The sequence below is a fragment of the Alteromonas sp. BMJM2 genome (assembly GCF_027257845.1).
In the GTDB taxonomy this organism is placed as follows: domain Bacteria; phylum Pseudomonadota; class Gammaproteobacteria; order Enterobacterales; family Alteromonadaceae; genus Alteromonas.
In genome coordinates this window covers 173,854-195,264 of record NZ_JAPVOT010000007.1, presented here as the reverse complement: position 1 = coordinate 195,264, position 21,411 = coordinate 173,854, and the positions used below count along the sequence as shown (strand labels likewise).

Annotated in this window: 13 protein-coding genes; 11 read left to right on the top strand and 2 right to left on the bottom strand. The window is 44.3% G+C overall.

All coding sequences use genetic code 11. The features are described from left to right. Positions 1–150: 150 nt before the first annotated feature. On the bottom strand, positions 151–594 hold the full coding sequence (locus tag O9X84_RS10085) for a hypothetical protein (protein ID WP_032096550.1): 444 nt from the start codon (positions 592–594) through the stop codon (positions 151–153). Between the two features lie 144 nt (positions 595–738). Between O9X84_RS10085 and O9X84_RS10080 the strand changes: the two genes are divergently transcribed. From O9X84_RS10080 to O9X84_RS10040, 9 genes are all read left to right on the top strand, one after another. After that, a complete protein-coding gene (locus O9X84_RS10080) occupies positions 739–3,084 on the top strand; it encodes a TonB-dependent receptor (protein WP_269519619.1) in 2,346 nt (781 codons plus the stop codon). Between the two features lie 19 nt (positions 3,085–3,103). Next, the gene (locus O9X84_RS10075; RefSeq protein ID WP_269519618.1) at positions 3,104–5,257 is read left to right on the top strand and encodes an FAD-dependent oxidoreductase; all 2,154 of its coding nucleotides are present in this window, start codon (positions 3,104–3,106) and stop codon (positions 5,255–5,257) included. 134 nt (positions 5,258–5,391) lie between these two features. Continuing rightward, on the top strand, positions 5,392–6,222 hold the full coding sequence (locus O9X84_RS10070) for a DUF547 domain-containing protein (protein ID WP_442864525.1): 831 nt from the start codon (positions 5,392–5,394) through the stop codon (positions 6,220–6,222). A 110-nt stretch (positions 6,223–6,332) separates the two neighbouring features. Then, a complete protein-coding gene (locus tag O9X84_RS10065; protein WP_269519616.1) occupies positions 6,333–7,589 on the top strand; it encodes an ABC transporter substrate-binding protein in 1,257 nt (418 codons plus the stop codon). Beyond that, positions 7,589–9,358 (top strand): ABC transporter permease, encoded by a 1,770-nt coding sequence (locus tag O9X84_RS10060; protein WP_269519615.1) that lies wholly within the window; start codon positions 7,589–7,591, stop codon positions 9,356–9,358. Before O9X84_RS10065 ends, O9X84_RS10060 begins: the two co-directional genes overlap by 1 nt. A 26-nt stretch (positions 9,359–9,384) precedes the next feature. Beyond that, positions 9,385–10,023: an ATP-binding cassette domain-containing protein gene (locus O9X84_RS10055; RefSeq protein ID WP_269519614.1), complete on the top strand. Its 639-nt coding sequence runs from the start codon at positions 9,385–9,387 to the stop codon at positions 10,021–10,023. After that, positions 10,017–10,667 (top strand): CDP-alcohol phosphatidyltransferase family protein, encoded by a 651-nt coding sequence (locus tag O9X84_RS10050; protein ID WP_269519612.1) that lies wholly within the window; start codon positions 10,017–10,019, stop codon positions 10,665–10,667. The genes O9X84_RS10055 and O9X84_RS10050 overlap by 7 nt, the downstream gene beginning before the upstream one ends. A gap of 142 nt (positions 10,668–10,809) precedes the next feature. Next, entirely contained in the window at positions 10,810–11,643 is an 834-nt protein-coding gene (locus O9X84_RS10045) for a sterol desaturase family protein (RefSeq protein WP_269519610.1), read from the top strand. A 205-nt stretch (positions 11,644–11,848) separates the two neighbouring features. Continuing rightward, a complete protein-coding gene (locus O9X84_RS10040) occupies positions 11,849–13,312 on the top strand; it encodes a sensor domain-containing diguanylate cyclase (RefSeq protein ID WP_269519609.1) in 1,464 nt (487 codons plus the stop codon). 113 nt (positions 13,313–13,425) lie between these two features. On the opposite strand, the gene O9X84_RS10035 is transcribed toward O9X84_RS10040, so the two are convergent. After that, positions 13,426–15,888, bottom strand: a complete 2,463-nt coding sequence (locus O9X84_RS10035) for a TonB-dependent receptor (protein WP_269519608.1) — start codon at positions 15,886–15,888, stop codon at positions 13,426–13,428. Positions 15,889–16,335: 447 nt separating this feature from the next. On the opposite strand from O9X84_RS10035, the gene O9X84_RS10030 reads away from it, so the two are divergent. Together O9X84_RS10030 and O9X84_RS10025 are read left to right on the top strand one after the other, a co-directional pair. Continuing rightward, a complete protein-coding gene (locus O9X84_RS10030; protein ID WP_269519607.1) occupies positions 16,336–18,921 on the top strand; it encodes an HWE histidine kinase domain-containing protein in 2,586 nt (861 codons plus the stop codon). Then, positions 18,914–21,310 carry an EAL domain-containing protein gene (locus O9X84_RS10025; RefSeq protein ID WP_269519606.1) on the top strand — a complete coding sequence of 799 codons (2,397 nt, stop codon included), beginning with the start codon at positions 18,914–18,916 and terminating at the stop codon, positions 21,308–21,310. The genes O9X84_RS10030 and O9X84_RS10025 overlap by 8 nt, the downstream gene beginning before the upstream one ends. The last annotated feature ends 101 nt before the right edge of the window (positions 21,311–21,411 follow it).

The window sequence follows — 21,411 nt, the reverse complement described above, 5'->3', positions numbered from 1 at the left end:
GTTAGCTCGTCTATTGAGATCGCAATGCTGACTCGGATTGTTAGCTCAGCATACAAGCTCGTCTATTTAGCTCAGTATGCTAGCCCCGCATTTGGCCTGGCATTTAGTCCAGTGGGCTAGCTTACTGTGTTGGCGCTTCAGTGTTTAAGGCTACTTTTTAGATAGGGTGAATTTAGTGTCTGCTTCGCGAAGAATATACAGTGCAAAGCACGCGCCCCACATTGGCCAAGCGGCAAAAAAGAGCAAATGACTGAACGCATCAATATACTGCGGGAATGACGACAGCGTTGAGCCACCGTGAAGTAAGAAGATAAGCCCATAGGTATATCGCTTAGCCACGCCGCCAAGAAAAGCAAAAACAAGCGCAAGCTGAAATAGGCCCATAATGTATACTGCCATTTCTGGCACACCGCCAATACCGTAGAACTTTTCAAAGATAGCCATGCCGTGGGCAGGGTTTACAAATTTATCGAGTGTCCACACGAACATCACGATAAACACAGTGACTCGCAGCGCCAGTAGCGCCCAAGGTAGTCGAGTAGTAATAACATCTGATTGCGCAGAAAGGTGTGAATGTGTAGCTGATTGACCCATAAAGGTCTCCAATTGGTTATGAGATAAATGTGGTTAATAAAGAACGGGGTCGAGAACAAAAAATTTCAAAAAATAAAAAATGCGCTGAAATTTTTTTAATAACGTATCGGTCTTGTCACATAATATTAAAAAACGGAAAAATACATGAATAACCTAGTAGGCCTCGCCATCAGTACCTTGGCTCTTGCAGTTAGCCAAGGCGTGCAAGCACAACAAACCCAAGAACGGGATATTGAAGTTGTCGAAGTGAAAGGAAATGCGTCTTCACTTGGCAATTTAAATCCGGGTGACAATCAGTTAAAAGGTATCTTTGGCGCCGGAATGTCGGCGGCAGAAACACCCCGTTCAGTAACATCCTTGTCTAGCGAGGCACTAGAAGCATTCAACATTAATGATTTACACGACATTGTCAAAGCTGCTCCCAATGCCTATGCATCAAGTGGTTTTGGTACACCAAGCTTACCAAGCATAAGAGGCCAGCTAGGTGAATTGTTCCAAGACGGTATTCGTCGTCAGGCCGGTAACAATGGTTTCGGACTGCCGCTGTCTTTCAATGGCGTAGAACAAGTCGACGTGGTTAAAGGCCCGTCTCCTGTATTATTTGGTAGTACACAGCGAAACGGCGGGTTTGTTAATTTGCAAACTAAAGCCGCCTCAACACAAGGGACGCAAGGTAAGGTGACACTTCGCGCCGGCCGTTGGGAGCAATACTCTGGACAGGTCGATGTTAATACGGCTATTGAAGAAGGCAAAAGCGGCTTTCGCATAAGCGCAGAATACCTCGATCACGGCAGCTTTTACGATTTTGCAGAGCGAGACAGCGTTAATCTCTTCGCTGCCTATCGCTATACCCCAAGTGATGCGCTAACTTGGGATATTAGTGCTGAATACTACGATACCGATTATCCGGACAACGCGGGTATTAACAGACCCACTCAATCGTTAATCGATGATGGCTTGTACATTACCGGTCAGGGCGTTCAGCCTAACGGCAGCACGGTACCTGGTGCAGGCGCAATAATTTCACCCACCGGTGAGGTTGTTATTCCACGTAATCGTGTATTTACCAACCCTGATGATATTAATGGTGCAACCACCACCGTGGTGCGTAGCAGCATCGACTATCAATACGCTGACAACATCACTATTCGCAACTTATCGTATTATCAATATTTAGAGCGCGAAGAAGTGGCGCAAAACAGCTTTGTCGAAATAATCGATGGTGCTGATACCTTCGAAAATAGAACTGAGGTTGATTATCAGTGGTCTGACTCGCAAACCACAACGGTTGGATTATCAATTCGCTATAACGATGTGTTGGGCTACAGCCAATTTACCACTGAAGCCGATAACCCTATCGACTTGACAGGCCCGCTTTCAAACCGCGTAATTCCCCTTACTGATGCACAAAAAGCCCGTTTAGTGCAGTTGCGCCCAGGCGTATTTGTCTCGCCTGGTGCTCAATATGACCTAAACGGTGACGGAGCCGGCGATTTCAATTTATCTGACACCACAGACTCAACTACGTGGCAAACCGGCATAGCGGTGCAGCAGCAATCAAAGTGGACTGATAATTTAACCACTATTGCCGGTGTGCGAATTGATTACTACGACGTTGAGGCGCGAGATCCATTATCGCCAGAGGGCGTTGAAGCAGCCTCTGATACCTACAGCGATACCTTAAGTAGTTATCAGCTAAGTGCGGTTTACAAGCTTACCAACGCGATAAATCTTTACGCTGCATTTTCCGAAAACGATGCCACCTCAAATAGCATGGGTGGTGGTACGGTACTGGGCGGAAATAACGAGATTAACCCGCTGAATTTCGCCACTGAAAATACGCTGTATGAAGTGGGTGTAAAATATTCACCTAGCAGCGAATGGTATGCAGAGGCATCGGTGTTTGACCAAACCCGGAGTTTGCGTAACCGCGATGGCAGCAATAGTGGCGTTAAAACACAAGGTGCAGAGTTCCAAGTGTTTTACCAACACAATGATGTGTGGGTGAACGCAGCGTATAGCTACTTAGACGCCCGCTTTGATGACTCAGCAGCCTTTCAAGGAACGTCACAAGTGATTGATGCCTTCGATAACAGTCGACCAGATATTATTAACGGCACAGGCGTTGGCTCACCATCGTTTGCGGCGTTTGCCCCTTCGGATAGTCGAGTGCAGGGGATACCTCGTCAAATGGTGTCACTGAATACAGGATGGCAGTTAACCGATGATTTCGCAGTAGGCGCTAGCGCTCTTTACACCAAGTCGTTCCCATTAGATTTCTTGCAAACGGTAAACATTCGCGACCAGTATTCCCTTGACTTAAATGCGGACTATCGCATTAATGAACAATTACGTGTTCGTGCTGACGTTATAAATGTGACTGATCAGGACAACTGGCAACCACTGTTTGAAGGCGGTTTTTTTGGTGCAACCCTTGTTATGCCAAACGTACCCCGTCATGTTCAGTTAACTATGCAGTATGCGTTTTAAGCGCACATAAGGAATAAAAATGTTTAAGAAAGTCGCGTTGCTTGCCGTCATTGCAGCTGCTGTCGTTGGGTTTTTCTATTTTGACCTAAACACGTATTTGACGCTAGAGGGAATGAAAGGCTCGCTAGATACGTTCAAAACTCAAATATCTGAAAACCCGGTGTTAAGCGTCGCGATTTTCTTTGCGATTTATGTAGCGGTAACGGCGCTGTCGTTACCCGGAGCGGCTATTCTCACTTTAGCCGCTGGCGCGTTATTTGGCTTGTTCCAAGGCCTCATTATTGTGTCGTTTGCGTCTAGTTTAGGCGCAACACTGGCCTTTTTAGTTGCCCGGTTCATTTTGCGGGACACGGTACGTAATAAGTTTAAAGAGAAGCTGAAGAAAATTGATGAGGGCGTTGAAAAGCAAGGGCCATTCTATTTGTTTACCCTTAGGTTAGTGCCGGTATTTCCATTCTTTTTAATCAATTTATTGATGGGCTTAACGTCTATCAAAACCTGGACATTTTACTGGGTAAGCCAAGTAGGCATGCTTGCCGGTACGGTTGTTTACGTTAATGCAGGTACCCAGTTAGCGCAGATTGATAGTCTTTCGGGCATTTTATCGCCTGAGCTACTTTTCTCTTTTGTTCTGCTGGGTATATTTCCTTGGATTGCGAAAGGGATTGTGGCCATTGTTAACCGTCGTCGCGTTTACAAAGGCTATACCAAACCCAAAACCTTCGACAGAAACTTAGTGGTTATCGGTGCAGGCGCTGGCGGTCTGGTGACTAGCTACATTGCTGCAGCGGTTAAAGCGAAAGTAACGCTTATCGAAGCAGGCGAGATGGGTGGAGATTGTCTTAACTATGGCTGTGTGCCAAGTAAAGCAATAATAAAAACGGCCAAAGTCGCTAATCAAATGCGCCATGCCGATGATTACGGGCTAAACCCTGTTTCACCGTCTATGTCGTTTAAAAAGGTAATGAAAAGGGTGCATGAAGTTATCGCAACCATCGCCCCTAACGACAGTGTAGAGCGCTACACAGAGCTAGGTGTGGATGTGGTAAAAGGCTATGCAACCATCATCGACCCATGGACCGTAGAAATTAAAACCAATGAAGGCGAAGTAAAGCGCTTAACCACCAAAAATATTGTTGTTGCTACTGGCGCTAGCCCGTTTATTCCAGAGCTTCCTGGCATCGAGGAAAGCGGATACGTTACTTCAGACACCCTGTGGACTAAGTTTGCCGAATTAGACGATGCACCTAAGCGATTAATCGTGCTTGGGGGCGGCCCTATAGGTTGTGAACTTGCGCAGGCCTTTGCCCGATTGGGCAGTGAGGTTACTCAGGTAGAGCGTGCTCCGCGTTTAATGGGGCGTGAAGATACGGATGTGGCCGACTATGTGGAATCTGTGCTCACAGAGAGTAACGTTAACGTATTAACACAGCATGATGCATTGCGATTTGAAACCCGTGGTGATGACAAAGTGTTGGTGGTTGCTAAAGATGGCAATGAAATCGACGTTGCCTATGACGAAGTTATTATTGCAGTAGGGCGTAAAGCGCGCCTCAATGGCTTTGGCCTTGAGAAGCTGGGTATTCAGTTTGACAGAACGATTGAAACCGATGAGTACCTGCAAACACTCATGCCGAACATCTATGCTGCAGGAGATGTAGTAGGGCCGTATCAATTTACCCATGTTGCCGCGCATCAAGCTTGGTTTGCAGCGGTCAATGCGTTATTTGGAACGTTTAAAAAATTCAAAGTGGATTACAGCGTTATTCCTTGGACAACGTTCATCGACCCTGAAGTAGCGAGAGTTGGCTTAAGTGAACGAGACGCCGTGGAGCAAGACATTGACGTAGAAGTGACGCGATACGAGTTTGCAGAATTAGACAGAGCGGTGACAGAAAGCGCCCGCAAAGGATTTATTAAGGTACTTACACCGCCTGGCAAAGACAAAATTTTAGGGGTAACGGTGGTGTCTGAACACGCTGGAGACTTACTGGCAGAGTTTGTTATCGCCATGAAGCACGGATTGGGGCTAAACAAAATTTTAGGCACCATTCATACCTATCCAACGTGGGCTGAAGGCGCTAAGTACGCTGCCGGTAATTGGAAGCGCGCGAATCAACCTGAAAAGCTATTAAGCTTTGTTGAGAAGTTTCACACATGGCGCAGGGGCTAATCATGCAATTGAGTAACGTGAAGTTCGGTATGTTCTCACCTACCGCTGAGAGTGGCTTTTATAACAGTGCACCTAAACTAGTACCTAAATTAACAACTAGAAGGGCACCTAAAAAAATACGTGAAAATGCACTTATGAAAATGCTGAAGAGAATAAGCACAGGCGCAGCTATAGGCTGCGCGTTATTCGTGTTTTCGCTAAACGCATTGGCAGACAGCAAATTACATGAGAAATACAACGCTCTGCTAGGCAAACATGTGGTGACTATCGACGGTGGAGCCAGTACTCAAGTTGACTATAAAGGGTTTAAGCGTGATCAAAACCAATTAAGCAGTTACCTTAACCAACTCGCCGCAGTGCCGTCTCGTACTTTCGACTCGTGGGATCAGAATACGCAGCTAGCATTTCTTATAAATGCGTATAACGCCTATACCATCGATTTAATTCTTACCGAATATCCTGAACTTGAATCTATTCGAGACTTAGGCAGCTTTTTTTCCTCTCCTTGGGACAAAGAGATAGCGCCGCTTCTCGGTAAATCCCGCTCCCTTGACGATATAGAGCACAATTTAATAAGAGGGGACAATAAATACAGCGAGCCACGTATCCATTTTGCTGTTAACTGTGCAAGCGTTGGCTGCCCTGCGTTGCGAGAAGAGGCCTATGTGGGCGAGCGATTAGACGCTCAACTCGATATGCAAACGAAGCGTTTTTTAAGCGATAGTTCCCGCAACAAGATAGAAAACGAGACACTCTATTTATCAAAAATTTTCTCATGGTATAAAGGCGACTTTGAAAAAAACTGGAAGGGCACTCAGTCGGTGTCTGAATTTATCCTTTTTTATAAAGACGCGATGGCGCTAAGCAGTGCTCAAGTTGATTTAATTGAAAGCGGTAAAGCTGATGTTGATTACCTAGAATACGACTGGTCGCTGAACGACACAAATGCGGCAGTGAAAAATTAGTCATAATGAGAAGTATGTGTTTTCTCTTATTGTTGTGCGGCGCTAAAAACACTTGCGATGCAATCATGGCTCTCGGCCGTTTGGCATGCATCCGGTTAGCATGCCTAACGATGTTAATTATCGCAGGTAGTGCTTATGCTGAGCCGTCTGTAGATGGCAATGACATTGCTATTACTATTACAGGCCCAGGTGCTAATCCCAATACTGATGCGAACACTAATCCCGAGACTAACCCCAAAACTGATCCCAACCCCGTTGTGCGATTTCACGCATGGGGCGGCAGTGCGCAGGTAAATAGTTACCTTAAGTGGGCTGCCGATAGGGTTGAGCGCAAACACGGTATTAGGTTAAAGCACGTGAAGCTTGCCGATACCAGCGACGCGGTTTCAAGAGTATTAGCAGAAAAAGCTGCGGGTAATTTAAATAATGGCAGTGTCGATCTTATTTGGATCAATGGTGAAAACTTCGCTGCTATGAAAAAGAATGCGTTGCTGGCAACGGGGTGGGTAAGTGATATTGCAAACTTTGCGTTAACAAACCCAAGTAATAACTCGGCAATGGTGACAGACTTTGGTGAGCCAACGTTAGGAATGGAAGCGCCGTGGGGTAAAGCATCTATGGTGTTTTACTACCGCAAAGCGCACTTTGATTCACTCAATGAGCCAGTACCCCAGACTCTTCAGGCCCTTTTGCAGTTCAGTCAACAGCAGCCTGGTCGGTTTACCTATCCAGTGGTAACAGACTATTTAGGTATAAGCTTTATCAAGTACGCTGCTATTGCACTTAATTCGTCAAACCAATCGCTATTTTATAGCCCCGTAACCCAAAATGCCCTAGAGAAGATTACTCCTTCGTTATGGACGTACCTTGATGCGCTACATCCCACAATGTGGCGTAATGGCGAATACATGGTACGACAAGCATCTCAGCTACAGCGATTAATTGGCAGCGGTGAACTTTCGCTGGCCTTTTCGTTTACCGCTGCAGAAATACCAAGTGCGGTGGAGCGTTTTGATTTACCGCGGGATGTGCGTACTTTTGCAATGTCAGACGGTAGTTTGGCAAATGTCCATTTTATAGGGCTAACGTTTAATTCGCCTAATCAAGCGGCGGCAAAAACGGTAGTCGATTTTCTTTTATCCCCCGAGGCTCAAGCAAAAAAACAACGTTTACAGGTATGGGGAGATGACACTGTACTTGATGCTAGCGTGTTATCCGCATCGCAAAAAAGCATGTATGAAACCCAGCAGTCTCATCCTTCAGCAATTGATAAGTCTCAGTCAACGCCCTTGTATGCAGAGCCTCACGCAAGCTGGACCGATGCACTGAGAAAGGCCTGGGAAGAGCGATACGGGGCGAGATATTGATGGTTAACATAGCACCTCAAGGCAGTTTCAATCGCGTTACCGTTGGTGCGAAGTGGTTATTACTTTGCTTACTGATTATTCCCGTGGTGGCTGGCGTTGTTGGGGTTTTCTTGCCTGCCATGGGTTACTTTCCGGCCATTGGCGCAAATCAATTTGATCTTAGCGTGTTTGCCGCATTACTTGATGTTGCAGACATTCACACCATGATATGGCTTTCGCTTTTCACCGGCGTGGCGGCGACGGTGACTGCAGCGCTATTTGCGTTTGTGTTGCTGTCTGTATTTTATCGCTCGCGAATGCTCTCTCGATTACAGATAGTACTAAGCCCTTTCTTGGTACTGCCACACGCCGGTGCAGCAATAGCACTCGTATTCTTACTGAGTCCCTCGGGGTTCTTTGCCCGGCTTTTTACGTTTGATAGCAGCGCCATTGCCTCTGCAAATGAAGGTGTTTTCCTTTTCGATAGTTACGGCATCAGCATTATATTAGCGTTAGTGTTAAAAGAAATTCCGTTCATTCTTCTTATGGCAATAAGTGTGATGTCACAGCCGCTGATACAGGAGAAAATCAACGGTTACTTTAAAGCAGGTACCGCTCTTGGATACTCACCTATCGCTATTTTCTTCAAATTAGTGCTGCCAATAGTGTTTCCACAAATACGACTGCCCCTTTTAGCTGTATTGGTTTTTGCGGTTTCAAACGTAGAGATTCCGCTCATACTTGGGCCCAATGATCCTAGTACCCTAGCTGTAGCGATACTGCATTGGTTTAATCATATTGATTTATCTATGCGTTTGCAGGCCTCTTCTGCCGCGGTGGTTCAGGTGGGTATCGCTGTGTTTGCTGTTTTTGCGATGTTGGCAGTCGAGAAGGGCTTCACCTTTTATGGTAAAAAATGGCTGCAGCGCGGGAAGCGACAGGCTACCGATAAAGCAATTAGCGCTACAGCCTATTTACTGTTGGTAGTGTACGTGGTGCTAGTAGTTAGCGCGGTTTACACACTGATTGCGTACTCGTTTGCAAAGCAATGGACGTTTCCTAACATTATACCGGCTGACCTCACCATGCTTCACTGGAACACTGTGTTTGACGCGGTGTTAACGCCCTTATCGAATACCTTGTTATTAGGTGTTAGCGTAAGCTTCAGTGCATTAGTATTAGTGTTACTTACGCTTGAGAGCGAACCATTGAATGCTGCAAAGACACGGGCTTCGCTGCTACTTTCTACCGCCTTATTTTTACCTCTGTTAGTGCCTGGGGTAGCCTTTCTGTATGGCTTAGTGTGGTTTCAGCAGCTTATTTTAAAAGATGCCGTTTGGTTTCATGTGTATGTGGCGCACATGGTTTACGTTATTCCTTATGTGTACCTATCACTGGCTGTTGCGTACCGAAAGTTTGATAACCGTTATGAAATGGTGGCGTTAAGCCTTGGCACATCACCAATGAAAGTGTTCTTTTTAGTAAAAATTCCGCTGCTTATTGGGCCAATTCTGGTCGCCTTCGCCTTAGGGTTGGCAATTAGCTTCAGCCAGTACCTTCCTACGTTACTCACCACTGGCGGGGCAATTTCTACAGTTACCACAGAGGCAGTGGCGTTAGCTGCGGGAAGCAGCGCAAGATTAAGTGCGGCTTATGTGGTTATACAAGCTGTAATGCCATTGTGTGGGTTTGGTTTGGCATGGTGGCTATCGAACGTTCTCTTCAAACCTAGCACAAACATAACAAGCACGAATAAATCTAGCACAGGCAAAAGTGTAAGAAGCGTATGATCTATCCAACAGAAAAGAGAGCGTAAATGGCACTGACACTCAAAGAGCTTAAGATTTTTAAAGGGAGCGCTTTACTACTTTCCCTTGATGTCACCGTTAAAGATGGTGAAATTTTAACGGTAATGGGGCCAAGTGGGTCGGGTAAGTCAACGCTGCTTCAGGTAATAGCAGGGCATCTTAACACGCCTTTTTCGTTCTCGGGTTCCATTTTAATAGATGGAACAGATCTAGCCAGTAAGTCGCCACATCGGCGCGGTGTTGGCGTTATGTTTCAAGATGCACTTTTGTTCGAGCACATGACGGTAGAGCAAAACATTATGTTCGCTATGCCTAGTGGCAAGTATCAATCAATAAACAAAAAGCGAGAAGCAGCGGCTACCCTTCTTGAGGCCGTAGAGCTTGGCGGCATGCAACATAGGGCGGTAACTTCACTCTCTGGCGGTCAGCAAAGTCGTATTTCCCTTTTACGTACGCTAGCTGCGGAGCCGCAGGCGGTATTACTTGATGAGCCTTTCAGTAAATTAGACACAGCGCTGCGAGAGCAAATTCGTGAATGGACATTTACTCAGTTGCGCGAGCGCAATATACCCGCACTACTCGTTACTCATGACAATGCCGATGCTGTTTCAGCGGGTGGTCAAATTGTTGAGTTACTATCATGTTAGATGCCAAAATCACCCCGCTTATCAAGCCGCTGCTAAGGCCCATCGTTGTTGGGTTAGACAAGCGCGGTATCACGCCCAATCACGTTACTCTCGCAGGGTTTATTGTTGGTTTGATAGCCGTGCCTTTAATAATTCTTAACTGGTGGCTAGGGGCCCTTGGCTTCATCATACTCAATAGAGTGTGTGATGGTATCGACGGCGAGCTTGCTAGATATCAAAAAAGCAGTAGCAGTGCTGGTGGCTATTTAGATATCTGTCTAGATTTTTTGTTTTATGCCTCAATCCCATTAGCGTTTGGCATTGCTAACCCCAGTGAATGGGGGATACCTGCCGTGGTATTGTTGGCCACCTTTATTGGCACGGGAAGCAGCTTTCTTGCATTCGCAGTAGCGGCAGAGAAATTCAATATCGACCGCCCACAGTTTGCGAATAAAAGCTTTTATTACATGCAAGGGCTAACCGAAGGCACCGAGACGATAGCTGTCTTTTTAGCGTTTTGTATCTGGCCTAACTACTTTCCTATTATAGCCTACTGCTTTGCCGCAGCCTGTTTCATTACCATAGTAACAAGAATAGGCGGCGGGTTTGCTACACTTAAACGGGTAGAAAAGTCTTTTTCAAACCGTCAGAAATTGGATGATTGAGCCTTATTGAGTAGGGTTAACAGAATTGAAGCGAATTGAGTGAGGTCTAAAAAGTGAAATTTGGTAATGGGCCAGCAAATATGCTCGTTAATTTCTTTAGCGTAAACAAAACTTCCTGCGCATACCAAGCAGAGATTCATTAATGGATACGGTATCAGTGGTTCGACTTTCCGTATTTATATCGGTTTTCTGTATCATGGCAGTGCTAGAGGCATGCATACCCGCGCGGAAATCCATTCTGTCTCGCAAAGAACGATGGGTTGGTAATCTCTCTATGGTTATTTTTGGCGCTGTGCTCTCTCGTCTGATTATTCCTGCATCGCTCGTAGGTATATCGTTTTGGGCAAGCGAAAGAGGCTACGGTCTGCTCAATATGCTTTCTGTAGGGGAAAGTGACTTAGTGAGTACTGTGGCCGTTACTGTGGGCGTGCTAATACTCGATATCGTCATTTATTGGCAGCATCGATTGTTTCATACGGTGCCACTATTGTGGCGTGTTCACAAAATGCATCACGCTGATAGCCATGTAGACACCACAACGGGGCTGCGTTTTCACCCAATAGAAATAGTTATTAGCTTAGGTATAAAAGCAGCAGCCGTTGTGGCTTTTGGTTTACCCGTGCTAGCCATCATCATTTTTGAAGTCGCCTTAAATGGTTTTGCGCTATTTAATCATGCCAATATTCGGCTGCCTCAACAGTGGGATGATAGATTATCGAAATTTATCATTACCCAACGATTACACCGAATTCATCACAGCCAAGTGAAAGAAGAATCTAATAGTAACTTTGGCTTTAGCGTTTCATGGTGGGATAAGGTCTTTAATAGCTTTAAGGCTCGCGCGCATGAAAGCGACGAAAGTTTGCCAATAGGGCAAAGAGATGTTCCAGCCACAAAAGGTAATGCAACGCTATTATCACTGCTTCGACAGCCGTTTTTCTCTTCGACCGATGATGTATCGGCCATAAGAAAGTGATCCCTGATTTAAAATGGTTGCTATACTTTATGCTTATACAGAGTCTTTTTGTAGAATTCGTATTGGTAAACAGATAAAACCATTCAAACTAAGGCAGTTCGAATCAATATGCTACGAGCGCTGTGGCTTAGTAATATGGCGTGGTTTTGTTAACACTCCTTAAAATCATTTCAGTTTCCAATGTTTTAGAAACGAGAGGTAAAGATTGCAGAGTAATAAAAGGACTACATTGCTTCAGCAACTTCCCGCGCCTCTTATGTTCAAACGTAGAGGAGAAACCAGTTATTGCCTAAATGCTGCATTATTGAAGCTTTTCGGCTTTGCTGCGGGTAAAGACTATAGGGCGAAACCCACTGTCTTTCGTTTTTACGATCCCCTTACGAAAAGAGAGCTCATTGGTGAAGAGTGTCCCTTCCAAAAGATTGAAAAAAGCGGCTTCGCAAGCACGTGGGTTCGCTTAAAAACAAGTGAACGCGGTTTACTTTGTTTTATCACAGGTTCTGTGATCAAAAATGATGATACTGAATGGTTAGTATTTCATATTGAAGCGAATAATCACTTAATGGAAATCAACAGTGAAAGAGCCGGGGCAAAGCGTCATATAGAATTCAACCAACTTCTGACAAAATTCTCTTCAAAACTCATTAACGCCAGTGCTAACGATTTAGATATTATTATTTCTCAAAGTCTCGCTGCTTTTGGTGAATTTTGTGATGTGGATCGCTGTTACTTGTTCGAGTTTACTGACAATTTGCAGCTTATGTCTAATACTCATGAGTGGGTTGCTGCTGGTGTTACACCTTATATCGACCAATTACAAAGTATGCCGACAAGTGAAATGCCATACCTCATGTACCACATCAAGCAGGGCCTATTCAAAATAGACGACGTAGGTAACATTCCCGATTCAGCAATAGTAGAACGAGAAGAATTTCAGAAAGAAAATATATGTTCTATCTTGTGCTCGCGAATTATAGCAAATGGTAAAACTCACGGCTTTATAGGTTGTGACATCACCGGAAGTCCTTACACATGGAGCCCTTCAGATATTGAATATCTACAGCGAATAGGAGATATGTTAGGCAACACGTTGCAAAACATCTATAACCGTAAAGCTATTCATACCATGCAGTTAGAGCTCATAGAGGCGAATAAACAACTGCAAAAATTAGCCAATATTGACGGATTAACGGGCATAGCAAACAGACGCCTATTCAACAGCACTTTAGATAAAGACTTAGCTCAAAGTTGCCGAAAGCAAGACTCTCTTTCTCTTTTGCTTATCGATGTGGATTTTTTCAAACTATACAACGACCAATATGGTCATGTTGCCGGTGACAATGTGCTTCAGAAAGTTGCTCAAACACTAGTAAACAGTTGTGTGGGTACAGATGACTTAGTCGCCCGCTACGGCGGAGAGGAGTTTGCTGTTATCCTACCTGCTACAACCACCGACAGAGCGAAGGAAGTAGCCAATCGCATTATTGGGGGTGTTAAGGGGTTGGGTATTAAGCACGAAGCATCGCCGCTCGATGGTGTGTTAACGGTGAGTATTGGCATTGCTACTCAAGCAGATAATTGTGATGGTAACTGCATTGAATTAATTGATAAGGCTGACAAGGCGCTTTACCGAGCAAAATCGACGGGAAGGGGACGTGTTTGCGCTTAGTGCCGCTCAGTACATTGTTGAATTAAAGCGATCTTTAATAGAAATAAAAAATAAAAAAGCCCGCTTTGAGAAGCTAAAACACTTCAAAAGCGGGCTTTGTTGTCTGTTAGAGCTTAAAACTCATAAGACACGGTGGCACCGAATGTGCGCGGCTGATTAGGGTAAGCACTGTAGCTGCCTGCTTGAATCGGTGGTGGAAATGCAGACAAGAAATACTCATCGTTGTTTAAATTCCGTACCCATACTTTGAAGCTTAAACCGTTATCCATAGTTAAGCCCGCACTCGCGTTTAATGTACCTACCTCTCGAGTGAGTTCAGCTGGAACGTTCTCTACAAGTCGTGCCTCACTTTCAAAAAGGTAGTCTGAGCGCACAAAACCATACATGCCGTTACCTAATTCGAAGTTATAGGTAAGCCCCGCAACGAAGCTGCGTTCGTGTATGCCTGCAGGTTGCGTTCCTGATAAATCCACTGGGCCATCTACGCCGTTTGCTCCAACAAAAGAGTCGTACACTGGGTCGAGAATGGTTCCGCCAAATGAAAATACCAGTTCATCGGTTAGGTTATACGTAGAGTCAAACTCTATACCTTTGGTGGACTGTTCTCCCGCATTCGCCAAAACAAAGCCCGTACCTACGAAAATACTCGATTGAAACCCTTCAATGGTTTGGTCGAATAATGTGACGTTAAAGGCGCCCCGTTTAAATCTAGCCTTAACACCAAGCTCGTAAACCGTAGACTCCTCAGCCCCTGCGTAGCGTGTGCCGTAGCTTTGATTTGCTCGCGTTAAGTTCGCAGTTTCAAGTGCTTGTTGATCGCTAGGAAAAGGACGAGTATCTCGAGATAGGTTCCACGAAGAGGCTTTAAAACCCGTTGCCGCAGAGGCAAATACATTGAAATTTCGATTAATTTCATAGGCTAGACGCACATTCCATGTGGTTTTGCTGTCGCTTGTACTTCCTGCCTCCACTTCATTAGGAAAGATAAGCTGCGGTGGAAGGAACTGAACGCTTTTTAACGTAGGCACAAACGGCTGTAAATCTGGAATAAACGCGAGAGGCACACCGAACACAGTAGGATCGGTATCAAAATCAATAGCAGCTAACGTCTCATTGTGAACTTGAGCAACCGATACGTCTTTTTCATCGTCGGTGTAAGAAATGCCTACGGTTGCCGTAAGTTGGTCACTTAAATCATAATCGAAGGTAGCAAATAAGCTGAAAGCATCGTTTTCTTGCAAAAAGTCAGTAGCGAGGAAATTGTCAGCGGCAAAAAAGGCGTTTCTTGGTTGGGCATATAAATCTTCAGCAGTCTCTAGGAGAGGTTGTAAGCCAAGAATGTTAAAAAACGGACGTGTGCCATCTCCATAGTCAAGTACATCGCCAGTATCCACTTCTTCTGAGAAGTAAAATCCGCCTACCATCCAATCGAATTCATTATCGCCAGTAGAGGTTAACCTAAATTCTTGAGTAAATGTTTCTATATCAGTGTTACCCGCTTCGGTGAGAATATCCAGTGAGGTGTAATCTACATCAGAGTCGTAGCTGCTCGTATTTTTTCGAAACGCGGTAATTGATGTGAGGGTAAAAGAATCATAATCCACGTCTATTTGAACAGAGATACCGCCATCTTCAACGGTATTAGTAGAGTTTTGGTTAAGCGCTGATTTAAATTCAAACTGGTCTTCTACATCAAGAACGGTTCCACCGAGAGCCCGCACAGCGGCGGTTGTTGGGCCATTAATAACGTCGGCCACGGTGCAGCAACGTTCATCAATTTCACTGTAATCTGCAATAAATCGAATTCGTGTATCTTCGGTTGGCTCGTACAGCGCTTGACCACGAACATTCCACCTATCGCGGTTATTCATATCATCAAGCCCAACTACACTGTCGGTATAGCCGTCTCGCTTATTAATACCACCAGACACGCTAAACGCCAATTCTTCGGTAATACCGTTAGTGTAATAACCTCTTAATAGGCGTTGGTTAAAGTTACCAATACCTAATTCTACTTTGGCTTCTTCTACAAAAGAAGGGCCGGCTGTTCTTACATTGATAACACCCGCAGAGGCGTTTTTACCAAACAATGTGCTTTGCGGCCCGCTCAATACTTCAACTTGTTCTAGGCGAGGCAAATCACCAATTTGTGCAGCAGCTCTAGAGCGATAAACGCCATCGATGAAAACGCCCACAGAGGGTTCGATACCTGTGTTATTTGTACCGTTACCAAATCCGCGAATTGAAAAATTTGTATTAGATGAGCGCTGCAGCGGCGTTACGCGAAGGGTAGGGACTAGAGCCTGTAAGTCTTGAATATCCAATACTTGCGTTTGCGCTATATCTTCTCCGGTAGTGACGGTAACAGCGATAGGCGTTTCTTGCAGTCCGGTTTGTCGTTTTGAGGCAGTTATCAGAATTTGTTCAAAGAGATCGTCATCGGTTTGTGCTTCAGCTTGCGGTGTGTTGGTAGTTGATTCTTGTGCGTGGGCGACATGGCCTGACAGGCCGAGGGTAGCTGCAACCATAAGCGCAAGTGGCTTTCGTTTAAAAAATGAAAGTGGGCACGTTTCCATAGTACGTTCTCTTGTTGTGTTTATTTTTATAAGACGTCCGTCAATATTGCGTGTTATGTGAAATACATATCGGCGAACGAAAACAGATGTCTAACTTAACGTAAAATCAATCTATGTAAATAAAATGTTATCATTTAGTTAAATGATGTTTTGCATAAGGTTTGAGTGATATTTGAGCACTTGCCGGGAGATAGTCAGCGTTCTTTCAATTTTAGAGCACTATTTTTCACAAAATAGCACTCTTTAAATTATTGATTTATCGAATTTAATGACACTTATGACATTGTATGCACATGAGGTACACCTTTTGTCTAGATTGAGGAATTACGTATAGTATTTTATGACTTCATAGTCTATTACTTATATATGTCGTAGATAGAGTAGAAAGCAACTCGATACGCTTTGATGTTGCGATATAAATAGAACCCATATACAAGGTAAATAGCGATGGATTTACAACGTCAAAGCAATAGCAACTTGGAAAGCGAGTGCGATAAAGAGCCTATTCATGAACTCGGCCGAGTACAGTCTTTTGGTTTTTTAACTGCAATAGACAAAGAAGGCATATTTACCCACATTTCCAGAAACGCAGATTTTGGCCCTGGTATCGACAATAACGCACTGTTGGGCACCTCTTTCTGGGAGCTTGTGGGAAGAGACGCAAGTCATTCTATTCGAGGAGCACTTCATCAAGCCTCGATAATCAAAAAACCAACTCGACTTTATGCTTTCACACTTCCTTCAACAGACACACTCTTCGATGTAAGCGTACACCAAAGTGGTCGTTCCTCAATTATAGAGTTTGAAAACAGAGATCACCGCGCTGCACAAGACAATATTCTGGCCGCGATGATGAGTCAGATAGCAGAGCCGGATACCTTAGACGAACTTTACGCCGCTTTGGTTGCGGGAATAAAAGTAGCAACAGGGTTTGATAGAGTGATGCTTTATCACTTTCTTGATGACGGGGCCGGTGAAGTTATTGCTGAAATGAAAGAAAGCAATATGGAGCCTTTTATGGGGCTGCGTTATCCCGCTTCAGATATTCCAAAACAGGCCCGAGAGCTGTATAAAAAGAACCTCATTCGCGTTATTACAGATGTTCACGACGTTACTGTGCCTATCGAATGCGTCCATGATATAAAACAGCCATTGGATCTCTCGTTTTCTAGAACCCGCGCCGTTTCAGAAGTGCACATTAAGTATCTTAAAAATATGGGTGTTGCAGCATCGATGTCAATCTCATTGATTGTTGACGGCAAATTGTGGGGGCTAATAGCATGCCATCACAATACTGCAAAACTGATGTCCTCTCGTGTATTAGAGGAATTAGAGCTGTTTAGTGAATTATTTTCGCTAGAGCTAGCTCGTAGATTGGTGATGGAGCGGATTATCGTTAGCGAGAAAGCGAATGCCTCGTTTACTAAGATGCTCAGTAATCTGTCTATCAGTAATTCGTTAACGCTTTCAACGGTTGAGCAGCTAGATTTGATTAAAAAGCTTATCGACATTGACGGAATTGGTTGTGCATTTAATGGTGACTATAAGCACAATGGGGTGTCGCTGAGTGAAAAGAAAATTCACATGTTGGTGGAAGTGCTTCAGAAATTACCAAATACGGAGATTCATGAGCTCGACCATTTAGTTGCCACAGACAGCAGATTATCTGACAAACATGTAGCTGGTGTATTAGCGCTGCAGATTTCTAAGCTTCCTTGTGATTACATCTTTCTTTTTAGAACCTCTGTCACTCAGGAAGTTAATTGGGCCGGCAATCCTGAAAAGAGCGTTACCCAAATTGGCGATCGTAAAGTGCTCACCCCACGCACAAGCTTTGAAAAATGGGTGGAATACAATGGGGGTAAAGCAAAATCTTGGACAACGCTGGACATTGAGCGAGCTAAATCAATTCGACTTGGCATCATGGAGCTGACAATACGGCATCTTCACGAAAAAGAAGCGTTACAGCGAGAGGCCAACGAACGACTCGAACTCTTAATTGGCGAATTGAACCACAGAGTGAGGAACATTCTCAACTTAGTGAGCGCCATTATTGGGCAAACCTCGCAAAGCAAGACAGATTTAAACGACTTTGTTGTATCACTTTCTTCTCGCATTACCGCTCTTGCTCTAGGCCATGACCAACTAACCCATTCTTCTTGGAATAGCATCAGTTTTTCCACACTACTGTTAAATGAACTGAAAGCCTACATGGTTAATGAGGCTGCTTTTAAGATTGAAGGGCCAAACGTAAAATTAACCGCCTACGCTGTTACGCCCTTAGTACTTGTTTTTCATGAGCTTATAACTAATGCTGCAAAGTACGGAGCGCTAAGCGCAACCAGCAGCAATGGCTCCGTGTCAATTACTTGGAATTACAATAAGGCAGGAGATTGCGAGATAAAATGGCAAGAATGGGGCGGGCCGCCGATTACCAAACTGCAAGACGATGGTTTCGGTATGACGGTGATTAAATCGGTTATTCCTCATGAGCTTGGTGGTGAAGCGTTGATAGAGCCTAAGATTACAGGTTTGCAGGCTTCATTTGTCATTCCTAAAAAATACGTTGAGAAAGGAGAAGGCGAGGTACCGTCTATCGAAAACCAGGGAGCGGCCAATATAGATACGAGTTCTGTAACTCGTCATAAGCAACCAAATAGGCAACGGTTAGTGAGGGCGGTAATTGTAGAAGATAATTTACTTATATCACTGGACCTTCAGAAAAAGCTTAAACGAGCGGGATTTGAAAACGTTGATATTTACGGCGATTTAGCCTCTGCAAGGGCTGGGCTAGACCATAATAAGCCACAAATGGTCTTTCTCGATGTACATCTAGGCAACGAAAACTCCTTTGAATTGGGAATGGAAATCTTGCAAAAGCACATTCCCTTTATGTTTATAACGGGATATGGCGCGGGCATGGACTTACCTCCAGCGTTAAAAAACGTTCAGGTACTGACTAAGCCAGTAGATTTTGAGGTATTGCAAGACACCATAAACGAAAACGTTGGTGAGAGCGCCGTCAATGAGTAACTTTAAAGGCAAGACAGCAGTTATCGTTGAAGATCAAACCATTGATGCATTGAATGCGAGTAGATACGTTGAAGGGTTGGGTATGCGAGTACTAGGCATTGCCAAATCCGCTGAAAAGGTTTTTTCTTTAGTAGAAAACGAAATACCCGATCTCATCCTGCTTGATATTAACTTAGGTGGAGAAGAGACGGGAATAGAAATAGGGCAGGCGATAACAGGCTCTTACGGTATTCCCATAATTTTTACCACGTCTTACAGCGACGATGACACTATAGCCAGTGCGCTAACCATCTCTCCGTACGGGTATCTGATTAAACCCTATGGACGGTCGTCGCTTGAAACGGCGATACGTGTTGCTCTGGAACGCAGGCGAATTGAAGATGATATTAGAAACACAAACTCTCGATTCTCAATGGCGTCAAGTGTGGCGAAGCTCGGTGTGTTAGAAGTCGACGTTGCATCAAATTCGGTAGTGGTGAATGGCGTTGAAGAGTTAATGGATTTTCCGCACTCCCTTAGCTTAGAAAGTTTTTATAACCTGTTTCCAGAGGAGGAGAGAGTTAAGCTTAAATCCGCCGTAAAAAAGAAAAATAGCTATCGCACCATGCTGCAAGTTCAACTTGACGAAAGCGATACACGTTGGTACGAAGTCGTATTGTCTGATGTCACAATGTTGGAGGGGGCGGTTCAAATTGGCGCGATTCAAGACGTTTCACCGATGGAGTCTGTTAAAACTAAACTGAGCATTGCAGATAAAATTATAAGTGAGATTCAGGAAGGAGTCTTAGTGTGTGACGATTGCGGTATTGTGATGAAAGCTAACGATGCCTTTTGTGGCATGCTGGGCAAGGTGAAAGAAGAAGTGCTTAACCATAATGTCATGTCGGTATTCCCTAGCGATAGGAAAGACGACGTGCATCCAGATGTGTTAACAGATGGTTTAAGAGCAGAAGTGACCGTGGTGAACGACTTTGGCATTAGGCATCACCTTATTATGTCTGTCACCTCTTTATATCAAGATAGTCCTAAACAATTTTTTGTGGCTATATTCACAGATATAACGAAGTTGAAGTCTTCTGAAAGCCAGCTTAAGCAATTAGCGTATACCGACTCATTGACAGGTGCTGGCAATCGTAATTATTTAAATACGATCATAGAGAGTTACACGTCTTCAAATGAACCTTGTGCCATTGTGTTCATTGATATTGATGAATTTAAGCTGATCAACGATTCACACGGTCACGAGGTAGGTGATGAGGTACTGAAAGGCTGTGTAGCTAGGCTGAGAGCCATAGTACGGGAAGAGGACAAAATAATTAGGTTTGGTGGCGACGAATTTATCATTGTCACCAGCTCAATTTTACGAGAAGAACTGGATGGTATTTCTAAACGGCTTATAGAGATATTTGTTGAGCCTTTTCAAACCAATATTGGCAAATTTAGAATAACTGCTAGTTTGGGCGTGGCGGTATCTTCAGAATCGATGACGGCTGGTGAATTACTTAAAAATGCAGATATCGCCATGTATTCTGCCAAGCGAAATGGAAAAAATAGCGTGGTTAATTTTGACGAGAGCTTGTCAAAAGATATAGAGCATAGACTGTTTATACAGCAAGGGTTAGATAACGCAGTAGCCACTAAAGAAATATGTGCTTATTTTCAACCAATAGTAGACACCAACGGCAAGGTTTTGTCGTTGGAGGCATTGGCTCGCTGGCACGTTCCAAATTATGGCTCTGTTAGCCCAGAAAAATTTATCCCTATTGCGGAGCTTACGCAACATATTCATGAAATTGGTCTTCATATGCTAGCGGAAGCGTGTATAGCATTAAAAACACTGAATTCTTGGGGCTTCGACGATATCAAAGTTAACCTTAATTTATCAGCAGTGCAGCTGCAAAAGAAGGGGATAGTGGAGGCGTTTAAAGCGGTCATCGACGCTAATAACATCGATTCATCAAAGTTAGTACTCGAAATTACCGAGTCTACGCTGCAAAACTCAAGAGCGCGGGTTACGCTGAGTAAGCTCAAGCTGCTTGGTTTTAAAGTGTCGATAGACGATTTCGGTACAGGCTTTTCATGCATATCTGAGCTTGCCGAAGATATTTACGATGCGATAAAAATCGATCGCTCCTTGCTACCCTCTTTTCCACTTAACGACGACAGCGCTAAGCGAAGGGCGCTTATCATAGAGAATGTAATTTCGTTATGTTCTGCTTTAAATATGCCATGTACTTTGGAAGGCCTTGAAACTAGCGAGCAGGTGAGCTTTGCCAGACGCATTGGCGCAACGGCAATGCAGGGCTATCATTTTGCGAAACCCTTGAGTATGTTTGCATTAATGGAGTATATGCAAGCTAACCATGCGACTAAAAACCAAGCGGGATGAGCTGCTAAGGCCTTAATTTACTGAATTTCAGGTACAAAAAAAGGCGTAAATACGCCTTTTTTATGAATTGGTGGAGCTGGCGGGAAGTGCTACCTAGTTTA